Genomic DNA, 22,739 nt, shown 5'->3' with positions numbered 1-22,739 from the left:
CCATGAACATGCTGGAGCCCGCATTTATTCCTTTCCCATGCCCCTGTCCGCCGTCTTCCATACCCATTCCGTACAGGAACAGGTCGCCGCACTCGGTGACGCATTCGCCATCGCCGGGGAATTCCTCCATTGCGACACCATCAACAGCGGGCACATCAACCTGACTTTCCGGGCCGCCTACCGCCGGGAGGACGGTTCCACGGACCGCTACATCTTTCAGCGGGTGAATGACGCCGTGTTCCAATGCCCCAGGGACGTGATGCACAATGTGGAAAAGGTGACCAACCACATCCGGTGGAAAATGCTCCGGGTGCTGAAAACCCCCTTCCGCCAGACGCTGAACCTGTACTCCGCCCGCGGAGGCCGCAAATACCTGAAACTCCAAGGATCAGGATACTGGCGCTGCTACAACTGCATTGAAAATACCTACACGTGCGACGTAGCGGAACACCCGCGCCAGGCCTATGAAGCCGCTAGGGCCTTCGGGGCCTTTCAGCAGCTTCTGTGCGATATGAATCCGGAGGACATCCATGAAACCATCCCCTTCTTCCACCACACCCGCAAACGGTTCAACCGCCTGATGGAAGCAGCACGGAAGGATTCCTCCGGCCGTCTGGCCTCCTGCCGGAAGGAACTGGAATTCATCAGGAAACATGAACAGGAAGTGGACCTTCTCCTGAACCTTCAGGAAAAGGGGGAACTCCCGGTCAGAATCGTGCACAACGACACGAAAATCAACAACGTCATGCTGGATACGGAAACGGACCGGGCCGTATGCGTCATTGACCTGGATACGGTCATGCCCGGCAGCATTCTTTACGACTTCGGGGACATGGCACGCACGATGACTTCTCCCGCGGCGGAGGATGAAGAAGACCTGGAAAAGACCTTCATGCGCATGCCCATGTTTGAGGCCGTCGTGAAGGGCTACCTGGAAACCGCCAAAGATTTCATCACTCCCCTGGAGGTTTCCCTGCTCCCCTTTTCCGGCAAACTGATCACGCTGGAAACCGGCATCCGCTTCCTGACGGACTATCTGGAAGGGGACGTTTATTTCAAGACGGAAAAAGACCGGCACAACCTGCACCGGGCGCGCACCCAGCTCGCGCTGGTAAAAAGCATGGAACAGCAAATGCCGGAAATGGAAAAGCTGTGCGCGGACGTTTTCAAGGCGGTCAAGGTCTGATGTTCAACGGCTAGCGGCAGTCCCCGGCTGGCTGATTTTTATGATGGCTTCCCCCTCTGCGGGTTTGCTATACTGCCGCGCATGTTAAAAAATATTTCCCCCCTGATCAGCCCGTCCCTGCTGAAAATTCTTGCGGAAATGGGCCACGGAGATGAAATCGTCTTTTCAGACGCCCACTTCCCCGGCCATACCTTCAATCACACCGTTCTCAGGGCGGACGGCCTGAACGCGGACTCCCTGCTGGGCGCCGTCATTCCCCTTTTTGAACTGGACGCCTACGCCACCCCGGTGATCATGATGGCCCCGGTTCCCGGCGATTCTCTGGACCCCGCCGTAGAAGCCAGATACCGCAAGGCGCTGGGCTACGACGGCGAAATCGAACAAATGGAACGCTACGCATTTTATGAACGCGCCAAAAAAGCCTATGCCGTGGTCATCACCGGGGAAACCGCCAAATACGGCAACATCATTCTGAAAAAAGGCGTGACTCCTGCCGCCTGAAAGCCTTGAGCGCTATTCCCATGCAGTACGATTTTGATGAAATCATCGACCGCCGCGGCACCGGCGCGCTAAAATACGAAGCCCTGCTGCCGCGCTGGGGCCGGGATGACCTGCTGCCCCTGTGGGTGGCAGACATGGACTTCAAAACCCCCCCGTTCATCATGGAAGCCCTGCGCCGCCGCTGTGAACACGAACTGCTGGGCTACACGGTGAAGCCCCCCGCCTTTTTCGAGGCCATCCGGGGCTGGGTGGGCCGCCGCCACGGCTGGCAGGTGGAAACGGACCAGATCGGGTTCGCCCCCGGCATTGTTCCGGGTATTTCCAGCGCCATTCAGTGCTTCACCAAACTGGGGGACAGGATCATGATTCAGCCCCCGGTTTACCATCCCTTTGCGATGATTATCCGCGAAAACGGGCGGGAAATCGTCAACAATCCGCTGGTACTGGAAAACGGGCGCTACCGGATGGATTTCGAGCATATGCGGGAGGCCGTGCGCGGATGCGGCATGTTCATCCTGTGCAATCCCCACAATCCGGGAGGCCGGGTCTGGAGTCCGGAAGAACTGGAGCAGGTAGCGGAAATTTGCGCGGAAAGCGGAACCCTGGTCATTTCCGATGAAATTCATGCGGACCTCACCCTCCCCGGCCGCCGGCACACCGTTTTTGCCACCGTCTCGGAGAAAGCCCGAGACAATTCCGTCACATACATGGCGGCCAGCAAGGCGTTTAACGTGCCGGGTCTGGCCAGTTCCTACCTGCTCTGCCAGAATCCGGCCCTGTTTGAGAAGTACCAGAATTTTGTGAACGGGCGGGAAATGGCGGAAGGCCACGTTTTTGCGTATGCGGGGCTCATCAGCGCCTATACGGAGCCGGAAGGAGAGGAATGGCTGCGCCAGGCGCTGGACTACATCCAGAAAAACATCCGCTACCTTGACGCGGAATTGCGCAGCCGCATGCCCAGGATCAAGGCCCTTCTTCCGGACGCCTCCTATCTGGTGTTCCTGGACTGCCGGGAATTGAACCTGTCCCGGCAGGAACTGGAGGATTTCTTCGTGAACGGCGCCCGTCTGGCCCTGAACAACGGCGCCATCTTCGGCAAGGAGGGGGAAGGTTTCATGCGCCTGAATGCGGGCTGCCCCCGTTCCGTGCTGGCCCGGGCCCTCAACCAGCTGGAGAAGGCTTATATTATTCTTTCCCAGTAAATGGGAAATAAAATAGATACCTTCCATCTCTTAAACCGTTCTCAAATCAGAGAACGGTTTTTAATTGATCTGAAGGAAGAAAATTATGGGGCCTATATAGCTGATTAACCGTTCAGCAAACGGCCTTTCCCTTTTACACAAATCCGGTGCATGGAAAGGTAACCGGCAGGAATCGCGCCTTGGCCTCGAATAGCCTTGTTGTTACAAGGATTTCTCATCATATGGTTAATCAAGTAGATAGGTCCCAAAATTATCATTACACTTTTTCATTAGTAGAACAATGGGACAGTGCACAATACTGGAAGTCCATGCAATCCGTTCAAATTTCAATCAATTTAAAAATAATTATAATAAATTCAAAAAACAATATTTTCTAACATATATTGACAAATAAATAAAAATATATTATTATTTCACTAAATTTATTCCATATTAAAAATTTTATAAAAACAAAATAATTATTTTATTACAAATGATTTCTTCCTTTATAAATATTATCCAATTATTAGGTAATTATATTCTTTCATTTTTCTATGCAATGCTCATCTTCTTCTCCATTCCCACAGCCCTAAAGAACAATTTGCATCAGATAGTAGCTGACAAGATAGGAACTTTAAAAAATATCTTTCCAGTCTACCTGCATGAAATATTGCCCTATTTTTTATGTATCTGCATCATCCTAGTGCTGATATGTCTGGTGGATGCATTCTGTTATTATTTCTTGCATTATGTCCAACTTACAGAGCCATCATTCCTTCAAATTACAAGGCCCCTTACTATTCTCACACAACAAAAAAAAGAAGAGGATTTAAAGAGTATTCTTACAAATGTAAGGCATCATTCCATTCATGATCATCCTATTATAGAGCCAAATCATTCCGAGCTTATGACTCTTAAAGACAGTGAAAATATTTTTAAATATTTAGGATTCCACCAATGTATATGCCTGAAATCAGAATTTATAATCGCCTTTAAAAAAGAGAAAGAAAAACTAAAAATGGAAAGCAAATCTTATAAAGAATATTTATATTTTCTTGATAAAAACCGTATATTTTATAGAAAAATAATGATTTGTTCATTCATATTTTTATTTTCAATATTCCTATATCATATTCATAAAGAGCAGTTTGTATTATCAGATGAAACCTATAATCCAACACTCCCCTTTACTTTTATATATCCTCTCTTTGCAATGTTACTCTTTGTCGGCGGCATAGGGTATGCACGACAAAATAGAAAAATCAACATAGCGACTTATTCACTATTTTTGAAAAAACCTCAAACAAAACCATGGTTTTTAAAATTATAATAATTACCAGCATCTCTTTTCACCACCTATTATCTCATTTCTATGACAGATAATTCTACTTTGGAACGCTCTATTCCATATCCCGACCGTTTTCAACTGATTGGATTCATTGTTCCGGGAACCGTATTTATTACAGGATGCGTTTGGGGGATAAATGGAAAAATTTTCTCGACAGAATATACACAAATCGCGAATAACCTTAGTTTTGCTTCATTAATTGTCCTCATTATTTTGGCTTATGTTATTGGAGAAGTTCTTTCTGGTCTATCGGAATGGATACGCTATTCTCTCAGACATACCAATCTCCTGAAAAACAAACCTGCTTGGATCATTGATCTAACTGATCGTCCCTATTATAATGTTCTTATCTGCTCTGACCATGTAGAAGGAACTAAACACGTTCTTTTTGCTCGCAATTATATGATCAATCGGAAAAACAAAATTATATCTTTGACAAGATTGAAATTTATTTTTGCATCAATTTTATTGGAAGAATACGGAGAAAAAATAATGTTCCAAAAAGAAAGTACCGGGATGAAAAATAAAAAATACCTGTTCAACATCATGAAACAATTGACTGCAGATATATCTGCCGGCACAGCAAAAAATGAAAATAATAATCTGACACGCAGGCTTTTACAGAATTATTACCAACATATCAAACAAACTATCATCCAACACAACACCAGCTTTGCTTCCGAACTAAAATCCTCCCAGGCTAAAGAAAAAATGTTTGCCAGCATGATGCTTGCAGGAATTCTGGTATTTATTATAGCTATGGTGCATTGTCTTGATCCGGCATGCTTAAATTTAAATACAACATTCTGGTATGAGAATCCCTTGTTTGTCGCTCTCATTTACGCAGCCATTGCCTACATGTCCTATAAAATGTACCTGCGCAACAGATGGATTTATGTAGAAAGGCTTTACGCACTATATTACATGTGTATTAAGGAAAACGGGACTCTTGATTCCATAAAGTCCATCCTGTCTTCTGAAGAATTTGATGAAAACGAAAATCAAACTCCTGTCAAAGAAAGCCCTGCGGCATAATTGTACGCGCCGCGTAGAAAATGACTTTGCTTGCAAAATGGACGGAAAGGGGTATCTTTTGCCGCATGTATTATATCACCACGGCCATTGATTACACCAACGGACCGCCCCACATCGGGCACGCTTATGAAAAAGTCCTTGCGGACGTTCTTGCGCGCTGGCACCGGATGAAGGGGGAGGAAGTCTATTTTCTGACCGGGGTGGACCAGCACGGCCAGAAAGTACAGCAGACGGCGGAGAAACTGGGCATTACTCCGCAGGAACATGTGGACAACATCACGGCCAGGTTCCTGGCGCTCTGGGAACGGCTGGGCATCAGCTACGACGGCTGGGCCGCCACCACGGACCCGCGCCACAAGGCGTGCGTGCAGAAGATCCTCACCAGCCTGAAGGACAAGGGCCAGCTTTACAAAAAATCCTACAGGGGCTTTTATTCCGTCCGGCAGGAACAGTTCCTTACGGACAAGGAACGGGATGAAGACGGCAATTTCGGCCCGGAATGGGGGGAAGTGGTGGAACTGGAGGAAGAAAACTGGTATTTCCGCCTGGCCGACCAGGCGGAATGGATGAAGCAGTTTGTGGAAAAGAGCGGTTCCTTCGTCCTTCCCGCCTTCCGCAAGGCGGAGGTGCTCAACGCGATCGAACGCTCCTTCGACGCGGACCTCTGCATTTCCCGCCCCAAGGAACGCCTTTCCTGGGGCATTGAATTGCCTTTTGACCCGGATTTCGTCACCTACGTCTGGTTTGACGCCCTGATCAATTACGTTTCCTTCGCCGGCTATCTGGCGGAACCGGGAAGCGGACTGCCGGAATTTTCCAGACTCTGGCCCGCCGATTGCGAGGTGATCGGCAAGGATATCCTGGTGCCCGCCCACGGCGTGTACTGGCCCGCCATGCTGCACGCCATGGGCTTTTCCGACGAGGAAATGCCCACCCTGCTCGTGCACGGCTGGTGGAACATTAATGGGGAGAAGATGTCCAAATCCATTGGCAACGTGGTGGACCCCAACCTGCTGGTGGAGGAATTCGGCCCCGAGCCCGTGCGCTATTACCTGGTGCGCGACATCACCACCGGAAAGGACGCCAATTTTGACGCGGACCGCCTGGTCATGCTGTACAATACGGAGCTGGCCAACGACCTGGGCAACCTGTGCAACCGCTCCATCAACATGACCCGCCGTTATTGTGAGTCCGTCCTTCCCGCACCCGGTGAATATGACGATGACGCTTCCAAGGCCCTGCGCGCGACCATGGACCAGGCGGTGGTCCAGTTTTCCAGATTCATGGACGAGAACATGGTCTCCGACGCGCTGGCGGCCCTGAACGCGCAGGTTTCCGCCTGCAACGCCTATATTGAACAGCAGCAGCCCTGGCAACTCGCCAAGGACGAGGCCAGCGCTCCGCGGCTGGGCTGCGTGCTGCGCCACCTGCTGGAATGCTGCGCCCAGACGGGCTATCTCATCGGCTGCGTGCTTCCCGGCGCCTCTTCCCGCATTCTGGAGCAACTGAACGCGGATTCCCTGTTCCAGGGACTGACGCCATCCGTGCTCGCCTGGGGGGTTCTTCCCGCAGGCCACCGCATCAACGATCCCGCTCCCGTTTTCCCGCGCATCCTTTCCGAAGAGGAGAAGGCCAAGCTGGCGGAAAAAGCGGCCAAGGCGGCCAAAAAACAAGGCTAGCTCCCGTGAACGCCTCCACGTCCTTCGTCAAGTCCCTGCTGGCCCAGTGCTGCCTGGGCGGCATTTGTGAATGGGTGGTCTGCCCCGGCGCGCGCAACATGGCGCTGCTGCAGGTGCTGGCCGCCGCGGAGGATTTGGTGAAATGGACCCATTTTGACGAACGTTCCGCCGCGTTTTTCGCGCTGGGGCGCATTCAGGACATGGGGCTGCCCGCAGCCGTGGTGACCACGTCCGGCACGGCTGCGGCGGAATTGCTCCCTGCCGTGGTGGAAGCGTACTACCAGCGCAGGCCCCTGCTCCTGCTCACGGCGGACCGTCCGGCGGACTACCGCGGTTCCGCCGCCCCGCAGGCTATCGAGCAGGCGGACATGTTCGGCATTTACGCTCCCACGATTGATCTTCAGACGTCGGACGAACTGCCGGAAGATATCCTGGAAGACTGGGATTACGCGTCCCCCCTCCATATCAACGTCTGCCTGCCGGACCCGGACCCCGCGTGGAATCCGGGCCATTGCGACCTTTACCCGGCGGAACCGCCGGAAGAGAACGAGTTCCGCGGTTCCCTGTCCGATCTGGCCCAGGCCCTGCGCTTCAAGGCGCGCCGCGGCCTTGTTCTGATGATCGGCGGCCTGGACCCCACGGAACAGGCCCCCGCCCTGTGGCTGGCCAATGAATTAAAAGCTCCCGTTGTGGCGGACGCCACCTCCGGGCTCCGGGAGGAACTGGAGCATCTGGCCCTGACGGATGCGGACCGGTTGCTGAAACAGAATCCGCCCGCCGTTCTGCTGAGAGTAGGGGACGTTCCCGTGGCCCGCTTCTGGCGGGACCTGGAGGATATTCCCTCCACGGAGGTGTTTTCCATCACCCGCACCGGCTTTTCCGGACTGGCGCGGCCTTCCTCCGTGGTGACGGGGGATCTGGACGCCGTCCTGCGCGCCCTGGGGGATGTGGATTCCGTCGGCGACGTCAACGGCCTGCGCGCCATGAACAAGCGCCACAAGGCTCAAATGGAGGAGCTGCTCATCACCTGCCCGGACAGCGAACAGGCCATGGTGCGCGCCTTTTCCTGCTTTGCCGCGGACGGCGACTGCATTTACCTGGGCAATTCCATGCCCGTACGCTACTGGAACAGCTTCGCCCAGACGGCGGTACCTACGGAAAACGTACGCGCCAACCGGGGAGCCAACGGCATTGACGGCCAGATTTCCACATTCCTGGGCGCTTCCGCCCGGTGCGCCCGCGCCTGGGCTCTTCTAGGGGACCTGACCACCCTGTATGATTCCAATGCGCTGGCCATGCTCCCGCAACTGGATCCCGGAACTCGTGTCCTGGGCGTCATCAACAACGGAGGCGGCGGCATTTTCCGCTCCCTTCCCGGAGGGGACAAACACCCGGAAGCCCTGGGAAAATTGCTCATCCAGCCGCACGACCATTCCTTCAAGGCCATTGCGGAACAGTGGGGCATGTGCTACGTGTGCATCCGCACGGCGGATGAATTCGACCAGCTTGAGGCGCTTGAAAAAAACGTTGCCATCCTTGTGGAGCTTATTCCAGACCCGTCGCAGACGGAACAGGTACGGAACGCCCTGGCCCAGGGTTAATGAACCGGGCTCCGGCTTCCGGTGAAGAGGAACCGCCCGTTTTCTGTCTTTCCGCATACGGAGAAAAACGGTAAGATACCTTATCAGGCGCCTTTCTTCGTCATTTCGCGCCTTTTTTCCTTTTCCGCCACGGCCCGGGCATCCATGCGCGGCTGCAAGAACCAGGACTGTTTTTTGTCCAGATTCCCGTTCCGGTACACCAGCAGGGCCGTTCCATGCCCGGAGGCGTCGTAATAAAGGCACCTGACTTCCTTTTTTTCCATGTCTTCCATGATTTTGCGGGAAGGATGGGAGCTTTCCCCTCCCGGGAAATACATGGTGGCTGCGTACACGGCGGCATTTTCCAGAACAGGGTCAGCCACGTCTCCATGCCAGTCCAGGGTCCGCCTTGTTTCGTTTTCCTTTTCAGGGGCGGGAATTTCCTCATTTTTCCACCAGAGCAGCCGATCATTTTCCACTTTCCAGGAATGCAGGGTATAATTCGGACTGCCCGCCAGAACCCGGTTGTCATTCCTGAACCTGAACGGTCCGTCCGGATGATGAGAAAGCGACCAGTCAACAAAGTCTCTCCCATTGGGGAAAGAGAGGTGCCTCATTTCCCTCATCCATTCTCCGCAGGGGTCAAACAGGCAGGACATTTCAGAAAGAACCTTGGTTTTTCCCGTCTTCCAGTTCTCATATTCCTGGATGGAGACCGTCATGAAACCGTGATTCACCTTTACCCGGCCGAATCCCAGTTCCCCATCTTCCGGCGTTCCCCTGCCGTCAAAGGAAACCCACGCTACGGAACCGTCCAGATAGACTTTCAGGGCCTTCCATCTCCATTCCTCTTCCACCTTCCACGCGGCGTCAGGCACCATATCCAGGCCGTACCTCGCCGTTTTCAGAATGCACGGGTCCCGGGACAAAAGGCCCGATACGAGATAACGGTCGCAGACATCCCGGAAAGAAGGAAGTTTTTTCCCCACTGGGGCCGGTCCCTCCAGCATCTTTTTCATGGGCAAATGTTCCGCAGGTATCGCTTCCGGCGGAACAAGGGCCTTCGCATAGGCCCCGTGGCACATGCGGCAAAGATCATTCCATGCTGAAAAATTCCATAGAAATCCATTTTCATGTCGCATACATCATGATCCGCTCCTGTTCAAGACATTTAAAAAATCCCGCCTCCCTCATATGCGCCCAAAATTATCCCCTTTCCCTTCTGGTCCGTACCGTAAGGGGAGAATGAAGGAACAGAGAATGAAAGCCTGTCAAAAAACCGGGAGGAACCAGGTGTTCCTCCCGGTTGGGGATATTTTACCGTCAAGAGCCCGAAGGTGCGCCATTCCGGCCTTACAGATAACTGCGCACAACGCCGGAGGCGCGTTCCCTAACGGCAGCAATGCGCTTGCTCAATTCCATTCTGTACGCTTCCATGTCACGGATGGGAGCCTGCGCCACACCGGAGATCATGGCTGCCTGCGCCACGGCCGGGCATTCCCATTCGATGATGCGGGGATCAATGGGCTTGGGAATCACGTAGTCGATGCCGAAGCTGAGGGGTTCTCCGCCGTACATGTCCACCACTTCCTGGGGAACGGGTTCCTTCGCCAGGTCCGCCAGGGCGCGCGCGGCGGCGATTTTCATCTGTTCGTTGATGACGGAGGCGCGCACGTCCAGCGCGGCGCGGAAAATGAAGGGGAAGCAGGAGACGTTGTTCACCTGGTTGGGCCAGTCGGAACGGCCGGAGCCCATGATGCAGTCCGGGCGTGCCTTTTTGGCGTCCTGGTAGGTGATTTCCGGGTCCGGGTTCGCACAGGCGAAGATAATGGGGGAGGGGGCCATCAGCTTCACCATGTCCTGGGTCAGAAGCCCCTTGGTGGAGAGGCCCAGGAAGACGTCCGCCCCGGTCAGGGCTTCTTCCAGCGTGCAGTCTTCCGACTGGGAGAATTGCGCCTTCGTGGCATGCAGGTCAATGCGGCCCGTATGGATCAGCCCCTTGGAGTCGAACATGTAAATATGCTCGCGGCGCACGCCCAGGGTCATATAGAATTTGGCGCAGGAAATGCCCGCGGCGCCGGCCCCGACGACGACGACTTTCAGGTCTTCCAGCTTGCGTCCCGTCAATTCCGCGGCGTTCAGCAGGGCCGCGCCGGAAATCACGGCCGTGCCGTGCTGGTCGTCATGAAACACGGGAATGTTCATTTCTTCGCGCAGGCGTTCCTCCACCATGAAGCATTCCGGTGCCTTGATGTCTTCCAGATTGATCGCGCCGAAGGTAGGTTCCATGGTCTTGATGACCTCGATGAGTTTTTCAGGCTCCTTGATGTTCAGCTCAATGTCAAAAACGTCGATATCCGCGAATACCTTGAATAAAAGTCCCTTGCCTTCCATCACCGGCTTGGCGGCGTCCGGGCCTATGTTGCCCAGGCCGAGTACGGCCGTGCCGTTGGTAATGACACCCACCAGGTTCGAACGGCCGGTGTACAGGGCGCTCTGGGAAGGGTCTTCCTTAATGCGGAGACAGGGTTCGGCAACGCCCGGGGAATAGGCAAGCGTCAAATCCCGTTGTGAAAAGCAGGGCTTGCAGGGCAGCGTCTCCATCTTTCCGGGACGGGGCTGGGAGTGGTACTGCAAGGCGTCTAGTCTGATGTCGGAACTCATGGTTGTAGGGGGAACGGAAAATCGAGCCTTGCTTGCACCACATAATTAGCGTGCATTCAAGCAAATAATCATTTAATCGCGTCACAAGACCCATGTTCGGACGACATTTCTTTTAAATTGAAAGAGGCGCAGAAATATGGTAGTAGTTTTAAGGAATATCAACTGTCTTTGTTCATGGAAACAACTCCTCCCCTTCCCTCAGGATTCAATATCAACGGCTATCTTATCCAGTCGCTGAAGCAGACGGATCCCCTCTGCCACGTTTATTTTGCGGCGGATTCCAGCCATGTCCAATACCTGGTCCGGGAATTCTGCCCGCAGGGCCTGGCCGTGCGCGACCCGGAAAGCGGCAAGCTGCGCTATCCGGAAAGCACCGACATCGAGCAGGAGGTGATTCCGCTCAAAAACGATTTTGAGGCCCAGTTCCGCACCGGAGCCCTGGCGGAAATTCCGGCCCAGGGCACGCTGTATCTGGTTTATGCCATACCCGGCGCCCATCCGGCGGCCGGAACGGCAGAACCCCAGGCCCAGTCCGTTTCCCTCCAGCGCGACCAGCGGGCCCTGGCCACACCGGGTGCGGAAGCACCCGTTTCTCCGGTCGCCATGCCCCAGCCTCGTCAGAAAAAAAATTCCCTGGGAATATGGATTCTGCTGCTGGTCCTGCTGGGAGGAGGCTACGCAGCGTACCACTATTCTACCCACAGCCGCAGTCAAGAAACCGCTCCGGCCCAGGAACCGGCCAAGCTTCACAAAAAGAAGAAGGCCCCCAAGCCGGAAGCCGGGAACAAGGCCGCACAGCCTACCCCGGAAGCGGCAGATCCCTTTGAAGAGGAAACCGCAACCGCGGAAGAACAGCCTCCGCAGGAACCATCCCCCGCTGCCGTCCAACCTGCTGAAGACAAGGCGGACGCGCCCGCAGAGGCAGGAGACGAGGAAACCGTTCCCGAAGCAGTGGCGGAAAAACCTGCAGAAACGGATGACGCCGACGACGCTAAGGAAGCGGCTCCGGTAGAAAAGGAAAAACCGTCTTCCACCACCGCCAGAGTAGCCGCACCTTCCCGCAACGCACATACCGCCGCAACCGCATCCGCAGGCAGGCCCCGCGCAACGGCACACAGGCAAACTACCAATATGGGGGACGTCAACGCGTACATCAAGAAGTATGCCAAGGCGCTTCCCCTGAACCAGTGGAAGAAACAGTACTCCCAGCTTTATACAAGCTGGTTCGGCAACAAGGAAGAGATAGCCGAAGGGTGGATCACTACTTTCGGCCCCCTCGGATTCCGTGCCCGGGGTCTGGATACGTCCTGGCCCAATCCCAATTTCAGGGGAATGTTTCCCAAATCCCTGCTGGACCCCAACGGCGACCCCGTGGCGAACGTGTACGTGGTCACCCAGGTGATCGAAGGCTCCCCCGCTGAAAAATATGTGAACAAGGGGGACGTGATCCTCGGTATCGATGGCCAGCCCTTCAAAACCTCCCTGAGCCTGGATGTTCCCTACGGTCCCTACCAGTTCCAGGATTCCCGCGGCCTGGACATGCACGCCGGCCTGCTGGTGGATAAGGCGGAAGGCGCCGGAAAAATTACCCTGAACCTGATTCCTGCGGAGAACGTGGAAAAAGTCCAGGGCCTCCAGCCCCTTTGGAAGGAAGTGTTCAGGGAGGAAAAGGCGAAGAAGCCCGTCAATCTTTCCATCTCCGTCCAGGGCGGCCAGCAGATCCGGCTGCACGTTGACGACGGCGGCAACGGCATCGGCAGCGACGGTTTCGAATGGTCGGACCTGAGGCTGGAAGGGGCCGGAGGCCCCATTCCGTTGACAAAGCTCAGGCCCTTGCAGTACAGCGTGGGCTACGGCGCCGCCAAATACGATCCCGAACGCAAGGTCTGGCTGGCGCACGCCGTCTCCTCTATTGTTTTCGACATCCCCAAAGGCAACTGGAAGCTGAAAGGGACCGGCACCCCCGGAGGGGCCGCAAGCGTAGGGGTCACCGTGTACACGGGAGGGGCCTCCACCCTGCCGGACGCCGTCAAGAAGTACGTGAAGAACGTCACGTTCAAGATTCCCCAGCTGGGGTCCTATGCGCCCGGCTTCCCGAAAAATTGCGCCAAGAGCAAGGCCGTGGTCCACATGATGAGCGAATGGCTCGCCGCCCAGCAGCGCGAGGACGGCTCCTGGGAACGCCCTGGCGGCTACTGCGGCAACCATTACGATACGGCATGGGCCGGTCTGGCCCTGATGGCTACCGGCAATCCCAAGTATGATCCGGTCATCAAGAAGGCCGCTCATTACATCGCCTTTTCCGGCTCCCAGTGCTGGTGGGCGGTTCCCCAGGCTTCCGCGGGCATCTTCCTGTGCGAGTACTGGCTGCGCTACCGGGACAATTCCGTGCTGCCCGCCATCCGTAACGGCGTGCAGCGCATGAAGAACGAAGTGCTTTACGGGGACTTCGTCACCGGGCACGGCATCCATCCCGGCTATGCGGGCACGGGGGTCAGCATCGGCGGCTCCCATATGTGCCTGTTCCTGGCGCTGGCCAGCAAAACCCCGGCCCGGGTGGAAGACGGCGTGCTGGACAAGATGATGGACCGCGCCCAGGAGCTCTGCCCCACGGGGATGGGGCCCTACGGCCGCATGACGGAATCCTTCTCCTTTGAACCCAACCGCAACTGCGGAGGCACCTATTCCGGGCGCCACGGTCCCTATTTCATCGCCTCCCTCATCTGCGGAGGACCGGAATTATACACCAAAAACAGCCGCATCATGTACAGCGAAGGCCCCATCGGCGGCTGCGACCAGGGTCACTCCTCCGAAACGCTGTCCATTATGTGGGCCCTCCCCTCCTATTGGCGCGTCAATCCGGAAGTTTATTACAAGAACATGGAGGCTTTCCGCTGGAAGCTTACCCTGCTGCGCCCGTTTGACGGAGGCATGATGCAGAATCCCAACAGACTGGAGCTGATGACGGCGGATCCCGTGATAGGCACCTATATCCGCACCGGCGTGTGGATCACGGCGCTGTGTGCGGAACGGCAGAACCTGGCCATCACCGGAAAGCCCGAGTTCCAGGCCAAGTCCTTCCGCAAGGTTCCCCCCATTAACGATACGGAATCCCGCTTCCTGAATACCTACATCCGCAACTGGAGCATGGTCAGTGCGGCTCTGGGCTCCAAGGCCCCGGCCTCCCTCAAGTCCGCCATCCGGGACATGAAGAAGATTCCCGTGGAACAGGGCTGCCGCTTCAAGCTCATGGACCTGGTCAATTCCCGGGCCCTCCCCATTTCCAAGGCCATCATGGCCCTTCCCGGCGTGGACCAACTCACCAAGGCCACCTGTGCGGAAATGATCCTGGGCATGGATGTGCGCATTTTCTTTGAACCCAAGCGCAAGGACGACAAACTCCAGCCCGGTGAATATTCCCTGAACCTGGACATCCAGCAGCCCCTGGGCGGCCGTGCCCTGGGCCTGCAACGCAACAAGGAACTGGAAAGCAAGGCCAATGAAGCGTACAAGTACGACTTTGCCGGCACCGTCCAGTTCAGCGACACCACCACCTTTTCCCCGATGGAAACCATCTCCTGGACGCCGGGTACCAAATTCGGAGGCCAATGGAATGTTTACAATTACAGCAAGGAACTCAGCGGCCCCACCCAGCCGGGCGTTCCCAAGATGACGGCCAAAATCAAATGGCGCGTGAACGATCTGGACGTGGAGTATGACCGCCCCATCGCCGTCGGCGGTTTTGAAGTGGGATGTGGGGAGAAAGCGCGCCCCGTCACCAACTGCAACCATTTGTGGGTTCCGGGCATCCTGATCCGCGACCATGGCAACTGGGGCTGTTCCTTCCACCTGCCGGATGGCACTTATATTTCTGCGGCCTCCCAGGGCAACCAGATCGAGGTGTACGACGAAACGGACAAGAAGAACAAAAAGACATGGGTTTCCCCGAACGATTCCTGCCTGACCCAGGGGTCCCGCTGCCTGTTCCGTGTTTCCACGGACTGGCACGGCCTGGAATGCCGCGTACGCGAACTCAAGCTGCTGAGCAAAGGGTCTGAAGAAGTCGCGGATTACAAGCTGAAGGCTTCTACCGGCGGCAGCGTGGACACGGCCAAACTTCTGGACCGCGACGTCACTACCGTGGAAGAGCTGGACATGCCGAACGGGGAAGACAATCCCCTGGTACTGGAGCTTACCCTGAAATCCCCCGCCACCCTGCGGGCGGTGGACCTCAAGCTGGACAAAGGGAATTCCCGCATCATCATTGAAGCCTACAAGAGCGGCAAGTGGATTCCCGTCCATTGGGGTTCCGTAGGTCCGGCTACCGCTGGAGTAAGCGATGCACAGAAGGCCATGTATGCCGATGAGCCGGAAGTTCTGCGCATGCTCCAGGCCCCCGGCAACGGCTTTATCAAGTGCATGAGAACGTTCGACCCGGTCACCACAAACAGGTTGCGTGTCAAATTTTCACAGAAAGGCGGCAAGGTCCGCCTGGCGGAACTGCACGTATACAAGGAGGATGCTCCCAGAACAGCGGTAGCGGCGGCCAAATAAAGGCATCCCGTGACAGACCATCAATTTCAGGGGTCGGCTCGCCATGAGCCCGGCCCCTTCTTTTTTCAAGGACCGGAAGGGAGAAGTCCCCCCGGCATCCGGTCTTCTACTGATCTGCGTTCCCGCAACCAGAAAAAAAACTGCCGTCTTTCCCGGTCAAGAAATTTCCGGAGTCATGCGGAAGCCCCTCTTTTCCGCCCGTGAAAAAACCCGCACGGGAAGAAACGCCTCCGCAGCATTCCGGGAGAAAACAGCCCCGGACCGTCTCCAGGCACAAACGGACACTCATTTCCCGCGAGCGTATCCTGAAACGATTTCCTGAAGGATGGCGGAAATTTTCTCCATGGACTGCACGGGAACATACTCGTATCTTCCATGGAAGTTGTGGCCTCCCGCACACAGATTGGGACAGGGCAGCCCCATGAAGGAAAGACGCGCGCCATCCGTGCCTCCGCGCACGGGGATGATTTCCGGCCGCACTCCCACCGCTTCCATGGCCTGGCGGGCGTGGTCCACCAAGTGCATATGCGGAAGAATTTTCCCCCGCATATTGTAATAGGAATCCTCGATTTCCACGATGACGGAGCCCTCCCCGTATTTCCGGTTCAGCAGGGCGGCACAGTCGCGCATGAATTCCTTTTTGCACTCAAATTCCGCGGAGTCGTGATCCCGGATCAGGTATTCCGCCACGGCCTGTTCCACGTCCCCGCGGAACGAGTCCAGATGATAAAATCCTTCGTAGCCTTCCGTACACGCCGGATTCTGGAACGTGGGCAGCATGAACTGGAATTCCATGAGCAGAAGGGAGGCGTTCACCATTCTGCCCTTGGCGCTTCCGGGATGAATGCTCTTGCCGTGCGCCGTCACCACGGCGGAAGCGGCATTGAAGTTTTCATATTCGATTTCTCCCAGCCGTCCTCCGTCCACCGTGTAGGCAAAGTCCGCGCCGAAGCGCGCCACGTCGAAGTTGTCCGCGCCACGCCCTATTTCCTCATCCGGGGTGAAGGCAATCCTGATGTCTCCGTGGGGGCGTTCCGGATGCAGCAGGAAGGAGGCGGCCATGTCCATGATTTCCGCAATGCCCGCCTTGTCGTCCGCTCCAAGCAGGGTTTTCCCGTCCGTCACCACCAGGTTCTGGCCTACATATTCCTTCAATTCCGGAAATACGTCCGGTGAAAGCACTACTCCCCGCTCTCCGTCCAGAACAATATCACCCCCGTCATAGGAATGCACGATGGAAGGGTTCACGCCGCTGCCCGGTACTCCGGGAGCCGTATCCACATGCGCCACCCAGCCGATGGCCGGAACCTTTTTCCGGATATTGGAAGGGATGGAAGCGTACACGATGCCGGAAGCTTCATCAAGCTCCGCCTGCGCGCCCATTTCCCGAAGTTCCTCCGCCAGCATTTGGCTCAGAACGGTCTGTCCGGGCGTGGACGGCACGGTTCCAGAGTCCGGGGATGATTGAGTATCCACACCCGCATATCTCAAAAAACGGTCCAAAACAGATATATTCATCAGGAAAATCAAGGATTGCTCAAAGTCTAGCACCCCGTATTCCGAACACAAGCACAAGGACACGGTTTATCCTTGCAGTTCAGTTCTGGTTGAAGTATGTAAACAGAGCTTCTCCCCATGATGACTCCTCTCCCCGTTGGCGTTACCCTTGCTATGGCCTTTTCCTGCGGCGCGCTGCCGCTTATGGCGCAGGAAATCTATGTGCCGGGCTCCATGTCCGCGTCCTCCGGAACGTGGCAAGACCCCTCGGACATGTACGTGGAGGCGCTCAGCCTGGTCAACAAGTCCGCCGGACTGGCGGAAAAGCGGGACTATGTGGGGGCCATCCGCCTCACCCAGCAGGCGGAGGAACAACTCGCACGACTGGTCAAATCTCATCCGCAATGGAGACCCAACCTGCTCACACAGCGCCGCCAGATCAACAGGGAAAACCTGGACCGATGGCAAAAACTGGCGCAGCAGCAGGCGGCAGCCCGTCCGGCAGGTCCCGCTCTGACTGTGGAGCACCCTCCCGCCGTTCCTTCCGCGGACCGTCCCAGGCTCAAACCCAACATCACGTTGCCCCCCGGGTACAAAGGCGTGGAATTCCCGGCAACGCCAGGAGCCCTTCCCATCAATCCCATTCCGGGATCGTCCGTATCTCCCGGAACCCCTCCGGTAGTCGTGGAAAGTACTTACGACCGCGTCCTCAATGCCCTGGACAAGTCCAGAATGGAAAACAAGGCCCTGATCGATGCCCTCAAGCGCACCCGCAGGCAACTGGAGAAAGCGTTGTCAGACCTGGCCGTGGCCGCCACAGGAGAGTCCGTTTACCGCGACGAGCTGATCAAGGTCAAGAAACAGATGAATGAAGAAAGGGCCACGAACAACAAGCTTCTTCAGACACTGACCCGGCGCGTGGACGAACTGGAACAGACCGTCGACAGGCTGGGGAAGGAAAGAGCCCAGCATCTGGAACTGATAGCTTCCCTCCGGCAGGAACTTCAGGAATATAAAGATGCCCTGAAGAAAACGACGGACGATAGAGACGCCCTGCAGAATGAACGCAACCAGCTGGCGGCCCTGCTGGAACTGAACAATCCGGACAAGACCAGGAACCTGCTGGACCGCAATATGACCCTGATGGCCCAGCTCAAGGATGCACAAGCCAGAATCGCCGCTCTGGAAACGGCCAATTCCGATTCCGAGGAACAGCGCAAGGCCAATCTGAAAGCTCTGGAAGAAGCCCGAGAAGAATCCGCCGGACTCAAGCAGAAGCTGATTGCCATGAGCGACGAGAACATCGGCTACCGCAAGCGCATCACGGAGATGATGACCAAGCTGATCAACGCGGATGTGGAGCTTTCCAAATTGTCCGAGCATCCGGAAAAAAGCCCCCTGCTTACGGAGGAAGTCAAGCTGATGCGCTCCATCATCGCCAAGCAGAGCCGCATTCTTTCCATCCAGGACCAAAGCCGTTCCCTGCTCATCAGCACTTACATGAGGGAGTTCCAGCAAAACCCGGCCACGGCGGATATTGCAGCCCTGCTGGGCAACAGGGAGATCATCAAGCTGACGCCCGCCGAACAGCAAATCGTCAATACCCTTGCGGCGGACAGCAAGTTAAAACTTTTCCTGACGGACCAGCAGAAGGAAGACATGAACAAGCTGGCCAAGGAACTTTTCTCAGAACGGGAAAAGGCTGCCCAGCTTTCCAAGGAACTGGAACTGGCGCGCAGCAAAATGAAAAATGACGCGTCCAAGAACAGAAAGGCGAACAAGGCTCAGACCCAGGCCCTGGCAAAAGCCAAAGAAGCCGTGGAACAGAAAAACCGCCAGGTGGAGGAACTCAGCAGAAAGCTGGAGGATTTGACGCGCCAGTTCAATGAACAGGCGAAACTGGCCGCCCTTTCAGCCTCCTCCGCTGCGCCGGACCAGCAACAGGTAAACCAAGGCATGAAAACCGCCGTGCGCAAAAAACTGGAGGCGGAGGCCCTGGGCCAGGGAGCCGCGGAAGCCTTTGCCAAAAAACGTTACGTAGCGGCCGAACAGCTCTACCGCACTCTTCTGGATTTGCAGCCCAACCATGTACCCGCCCTGGTGAACCTGGGAACCATCCTGCTCCAGCGCAACAAGGCGGAGGAAGCTATAGAACATCTTAAAAAGGCCACCGAGCTGGATGCCGGCTCCTCCCCTGCATGGTTCATGATGGGAGTGGCCCAGTACCGGGCCGGGCTCGACCAGCAGGCGCTGGCCTCCCTGACGGAGACCGTCAGGCTGAACCCAGCCAACGCTCCGGCCCTGCTTTACCTGGGCAACCTGGAAAGCAGCGCCGGGAATTACGAAAAGGCGGTTGACCATTTTGAAAAAGCGCTGAAGATCCATCCGGAATCCTCCGAAGCCCATTTCAACCTCGCATGGACCTATTCCCGGCTGGGACGCACAGCGCAGGCCCGCAAGAGTTACGATGCCGCCATCCGCTGCGGAGGATTGCCGGATTCCGACCTGGAACTGGCCATCACCGGCACCAGCACACTGCCGCGCCGCAAGCAGGCAGAGAAGGAAGCCGCACCGGCTCCGGACGTTCCCGACACCCACATGGCCGTTGCGGTGAGCGACCCGAAAGCCATTTCTCACGAAGCCGGGGAAGTTCCCGCCAGCATTGCGGAAGATCCGAACGCCCAGGAACGCCCCGCTCCGGCATCCCGGCACATCGCCGTGAGCCTCCGTACGGAACCGGAACCCGCTTCCCTGGCCTCCCAGGTGAAGGAGGCAGGCCCCGCGCACACTGCCGCCAACCAGCAGGCGGAGACCGCGCCCGCCAAGGAACAGGCACAGGCGGAAGCCGCGGAAAAACCGCGCAGAAGAAGCCGTTTCCGCATCGGTTCCTGATCCCATTTTTCATTCCCGAATCCCGTTATGCATCAAGTTTCCATTCTCGGCTTGGGAATCATCGGCTCGCGCATTGCCCGGCACATGATCTCCCTGGGTGACGACGTGACCGTCTGGAACCGCACGCCCCGTGAAGGTTACCCCCGCGTGGCCGCAAGCCCGGCGGACGCCGTCCGCGCTTCCAGAATTATCCAGATCTACCTTAAGGACAGAAACGCCTGCCTGGAGGTGTTTGAACAGATGAGGGGAGCCCTCACCCCGGAACACGTGATCCTGAACCATTCCACGATCGACCTTGCCACGGTGGACAAGCTTTCCCTGATGTGCTCCGGAATCGGTTGCACTTATGTGGATTGCCCGTTCACCGGTTCCCGCATGCCCGCGGAAAAGGGGGAACTGGTTTATTACGCGGGGACGGATTCCTCCACGCTGGACCGCATGCGTCCCGTTCTGGAACATAGCTCGAAGGATATTCTCCATGCGGGCGGCGTGGGCGCCGGCACCGTCGTGAAGCTGATCACCAACATGATTTCCGCCACGATGGTCCAGAGCCTCAGCGAAGCCCTGGCCATCACCCAGGCCTACGGCATTTCCCCGCAACTGCTGGGGCAGGCCATTTCCCGGAACGTCATCGCCTCCCCGCTGGCGGCGTTCAAGCTTCCCCTGATGGCGGAACGCGATTTTTCCACCCACTTTTCCCTGGACAATATGCGGAAAGACAGCGTTTACGCCCAGGAACTGGCGGCGGAAAAGGGCATCCAGCCTCCCGTAGCGGCGCTCGTCTCTTCCATCATGGACCGCCTGTGCCGCGAAGGTCATGCGGAAGAGGATTTCGGCTGCCTGGCGGAACAATTCGATTAACCCGATCCCGACCGATGATTTCCGGAGGAACATGCACCAGCTTTCTTCTGCCCCTCCTGCTCCTTGTTCCCTGCGTTTGCGGACAGGAGGCGGAACGGGGAGAAAGCGCGCCGCCTGCCGCCGCGCATGAAGAAACAGTTCCCTTGCCCGTTCCGGACACGGACCATCTGGACGATTCCTCCGACCGCCCCGTCCTGCAGGGCCGGTCCAACGTTGCGCCCGTTGCCGAACCCGTTTCCGCTCCTGCGGCTCCGTCCGGAGAAGCGGCAGCCCCGCCCGCTGCGGCTCTCGCCACGGAAGCCCCGGTACGGCGGCAGCCCTTCACCAGCATTTCCTCTTCCAAGCAGTTCCACGTGATCGGACAGGACGCCCTGCTGGCCGGGGCAATCGCCTCCCGCGCAGATTCCATGCGTACGACGCTCCTGAAAATCCTCAAGCAGCCGGACGAATGGAAAAACCGGATCATCATCCGCCTGATGGGGGAGCCGGGCACCCCGGTCCCGCCCAATCCCATCCGCATGCAGACCACGATTCTGGGGGACGCCATCACGTACAATATTTACATCCACCTGGGTCGCGGCATCAACCAGGACAGGCTCCGGCACGCGGTCATTTCCACCCTGCTTTATGAAATGATGCTGCGGAATGTCGATCCGGAGGGGCTTCCGGAACAGGTCAGCCTTCCCCCCTGGCTTATCACCGGACTGGAACAGGCAGTTCTGTGGCACACCAATGAAGCGGACCGCGCGCTGTATTCCACCCTGTTCCAGCAGGATGGCATCATGAGCCCGGAAGATATCCTGAAAAGCCGGGAACCGGAGAAGGAGCTGGACGCTACTTCCTACGCCGCCTACCAGACTTCCTGCGGTGCCCTGATGCTTTGTCTGCTAAACCAGAAAAACGGACCGGAAGGGATGAAACATCTGCTGGACCAGGCGATTCTGGGGGGGGATGATCCCAAAAACCTCATCAAGCGCCACTTTCCCCAGCTCAATCTGACGCCTTCCTCCCTGCATAAATGGTGGACGCTCCAGCTTTCCCGCATGGCTACCCCCCCCGTGACGGAAACCCTCACGATCATGGAGACGGAAAGGCACCTGCAGGAAGCCCTTACGCTGGTCAAGTATGATCCGGACACGCGTACCACCACCACTTTCCCCGTGGACAATCTGGAAGAGGCCGCCTCCCTGCCCGACCTGAAGAGGCAGCTTTCCAACATATCCGGCAGCCTGTTCAACCTCAGCAGGCGTTCCTTTCCCTCCTACCGCCCCATTATCGTGGAATACGCCAAACTCGTCGCCCTGATGCAGACGGACAAACTGGACCGCAGGAAAGCCGCACTGAAAATCAGCCAGCTCCGGGAAATACGGGAACTTTCCATGAAAACGGCCCGGCGCGTACGGGATTATATGGACTGGTATGAAATCAACACCCGGACCGGTTCCGGAAAAACGTTTGATTCCTATGCGGCGACCATGAAGATGATCCGGGAACAAGAGGCTCCGGCCAACACGCCCATTGCCAGGTACCTGGACGATATTGAAAAATTGTACACGCTTCCGGCAAAGGCTCCCGTTCCCCCGCTGTACGGAAAGGACTGATCCCGGAAATGCGGGATTTCCGCACAGACGGCCCGGTCCTGCGGCCCCGGCGATGTGCCACAGAAGCAACCGCTCCGGGATTTACCGGCTTTTACGGAAGGCGCCCGGGCTTTCATCTTTTTTTGCGAAGGCCTGTCAGGTATTCGTGTCAGCATGCCCC

14 protein-coding genes are annotated in these 22,739 nt (G+C 56.4%); 11 read left to right on the top strand and 3 right to left on the bottom strand.

Annotation, left to right across the window (positions count from 1 at the left end):
• Window positions 1-37 precede the first annotated feature (37 nt).
• The 7 genes from V3C20_RS11145 to menD all read left to right on the top strand — a co-directional run bounded on the left by V3C20_RS11145 (window position 38) and on the right by menD (window position 8,531).
• A complete protein-coding gene (locus V3C20_RS11145) occupies window positions 38-1,186 on the top strand; it encodes an aminoglycoside phosphotransferase family protein (RefSeq protein WP_130084614.1) in 1,149 nt (382 codons plus the stop codon).
• 81 nt (window positions 1,187-1,267) lie between these two features.
• Window positions 1,268-1,687 carry an L-fucose mutarotase gene (fucU, locus tag V3C20_RS11140; RefSeq protein ID WP_130084615.1) on the top strand — a complete coding sequence of 140 codons (420 nt, stop codon included), beginning with the start codon at window positions 1,268-1,270 and terminating at the stop codon, window positions 1,685-1,687.
• Between the two features lie 20 nt (window positions 1,688-1,707).
• A complete protein-coding gene (locus V3C20_RS11135) occupies window positions 1,708-2,889 on the top strand; it encodes a MalY/PatB family protein (RefSeq protein ID WP_130084653.1) in 1,182 nt (393 codons plus the stop codon).
• Window positions 2,890-3,361: 472 nt separating this feature from the next.
• On the top strand, window positions 3,362-4,198 hold the full coding sequence (locus V3C20_RS11130) for a hypothetical protein (protein WP_130084616.1): 837 nt from the start codon (window positions 3,362-3,364) through the stop codon (window positions 4,196-4,198).
• Window positions 4,199-4,240: 42 nt separating this feature from the next.
• The gene (locus tag V3C20_RS11125) at window positions 4,241-5,251 is read left to right on the top strand and encodes a hypothetical protein (RefSeq protein WP_130084617.1); all 1,011 of its coding nucleotides are present in this window, start codon (window positions 4,241-4,243) and stop codon (window positions 5,249-5,251) included.
• Window positions 5,252-5,316: 65 nt separating this feature from the next.
• Complete coding sequence (locus V3C20_RS11120; protein WP_238623860.1) at window positions 5,317-6,930, top strand: class I tRNA ligase family protein; 1,614 nt, start codon at window positions 5,317-5,319, stop codon at window positions 6,928-6,930.
• Window positions 6,931-6,935: 5 nt separating this feature from the next.
• Window positions 6,936-8,531: a 2-succinyl-5-enolpyruvyl-6-hydroxy-3-cyclohexene-1-carboxylic-acid synthase gene (menD, locus tag V3C20_RS11115; RefSeq protein ID WP_130084619.1), complete on the top strand. Its 1,596-nt coding sequence runs from the start codon at window positions 6,936-6,938 to the stop codon at window positions 8,529-8,531.
• Between the two features lie 83 nt (window positions 8,532-8,614).
• On the opposite strand, the gene V3C20_RS11110 is transcribed toward menD, so the two are convergent.
• Together V3C20_RS11110 and V3C20_RS11105 are read right to left on the bottom strand one after the other, a co-directional pair.
• Window positions 8,615-9,529 (bottom strand): hypothetical protein, encoded by a 915-nt coding sequence (locus V3C20_RS11110; protein WP_130084620.1) that lies wholly within the window; start codon window positions 9,527-9,529, stop codon window positions 8,615-8,617.
• 334 nt (window positions 9,530-9,863) lie between these two features.
• A complete protein-coding gene (locus tag V3C20_RS11105) occupies window positions 9,864-11,174 on the bottom strand; it encodes a malic enzyme-like NAD(P)-binding protein (RefSeq protein WP_130084621.1) in 1,311 nt (436 codons plus the stop codon).
• Window positions 11,175-11,348: 174 nt separating this feature from the next.
• On the opposite strand from V3C20_RS11105, the gene V3C20_RS11100 reads away from it, so the two are divergent.
• Window positions 11,349-15,728, top strand: a complete 4,380-nt coding sequence (locus V3C20_RS11100; RefSeq protein ID WP_130084622.1) for a DUF6288 domain-containing protein — start codon at window positions 11,349-11,351, stop codon at window positions 15,726-15,728.
• A gap of 285 nt (window positions 15,729-16,013) precedes the next feature.
• Here the strand turns inward: V3C20_RS11100 and pepT are convergent, their stop codons facing one another.
• Window positions 16,014-17,246 carry a peptidase T gene (gene pepT / locus V3C20_RS11095; RefSeq protein ID WP_130084623.1) on the bottom strand — a complete coding sequence of 411 codons (1,233 nt, stop codon included), beginning with the start codon at window positions 17,244-17,246 and terminating at the stop codon, window positions 16,014-16,016.
• Between the two features lie 117 nt (window positions 17,247-17,363).
• Between pepT and V3C20_RS11090 the strand changes: the two genes are divergently transcribed.
• From V3C20_RS11090 to V3C20_RS11080, 3 genes are read left to right on the top strand one after another with little or no spacing between them, the layout of a single operon-like run.
• Window positions 17,364-20,117 (top strand): tetratricopeptide repeat protein, encoded by a 2,754-nt coding sequence (locus V3C20_RS11090; protein WP_130084624.1) that lies wholly within the window; start codon window positions 17,364-17,366, stop codon window positions 20,115-20,117.
• Window positions 20,118-20,144: 27 nt separating this feature from the next.
• Complete coding sequence (locus V3C20_RS11085; RefSeq protein ID WP_130084625.1) at window positions 20,145-20,978, top strand: NAD(P)-dependent oxidoreductase; 834 nt, start codon at window positions 20,145-20,147, stop codon at window positions 20,976-20,978.
• A gap of 14 nt (window positions 20,979-20,992) precedes the next feature.
• Window positions 20,993-22,579, top strand: coding sequence for a hypothetical protein (locus tag V3C20_RS11080; RefSeq protein WP_130084626.1), 1,587 nt, complete (start codon window positions 20,993-20,995; stop codon window positions 22,577-22,579).
• The last annotated feature ends 160 nt before the right edge of the window (window positions 22,580-22,739 follow it).

This window comes from Akkermansia sp. RCC_12PD, from assembly GCF_036417355.1.
GTDB lineage: Bacteria > Verrucomicrobiota > Verrucomicrobiia > Verrucomicrobiales > Akkermansiaceae > Akkermansia.
The sequence above is the reverse complement of the archived record's forward strand: the minus strand, read 5'-3'. Positions and strand labels throughout refer to the sequence as shown.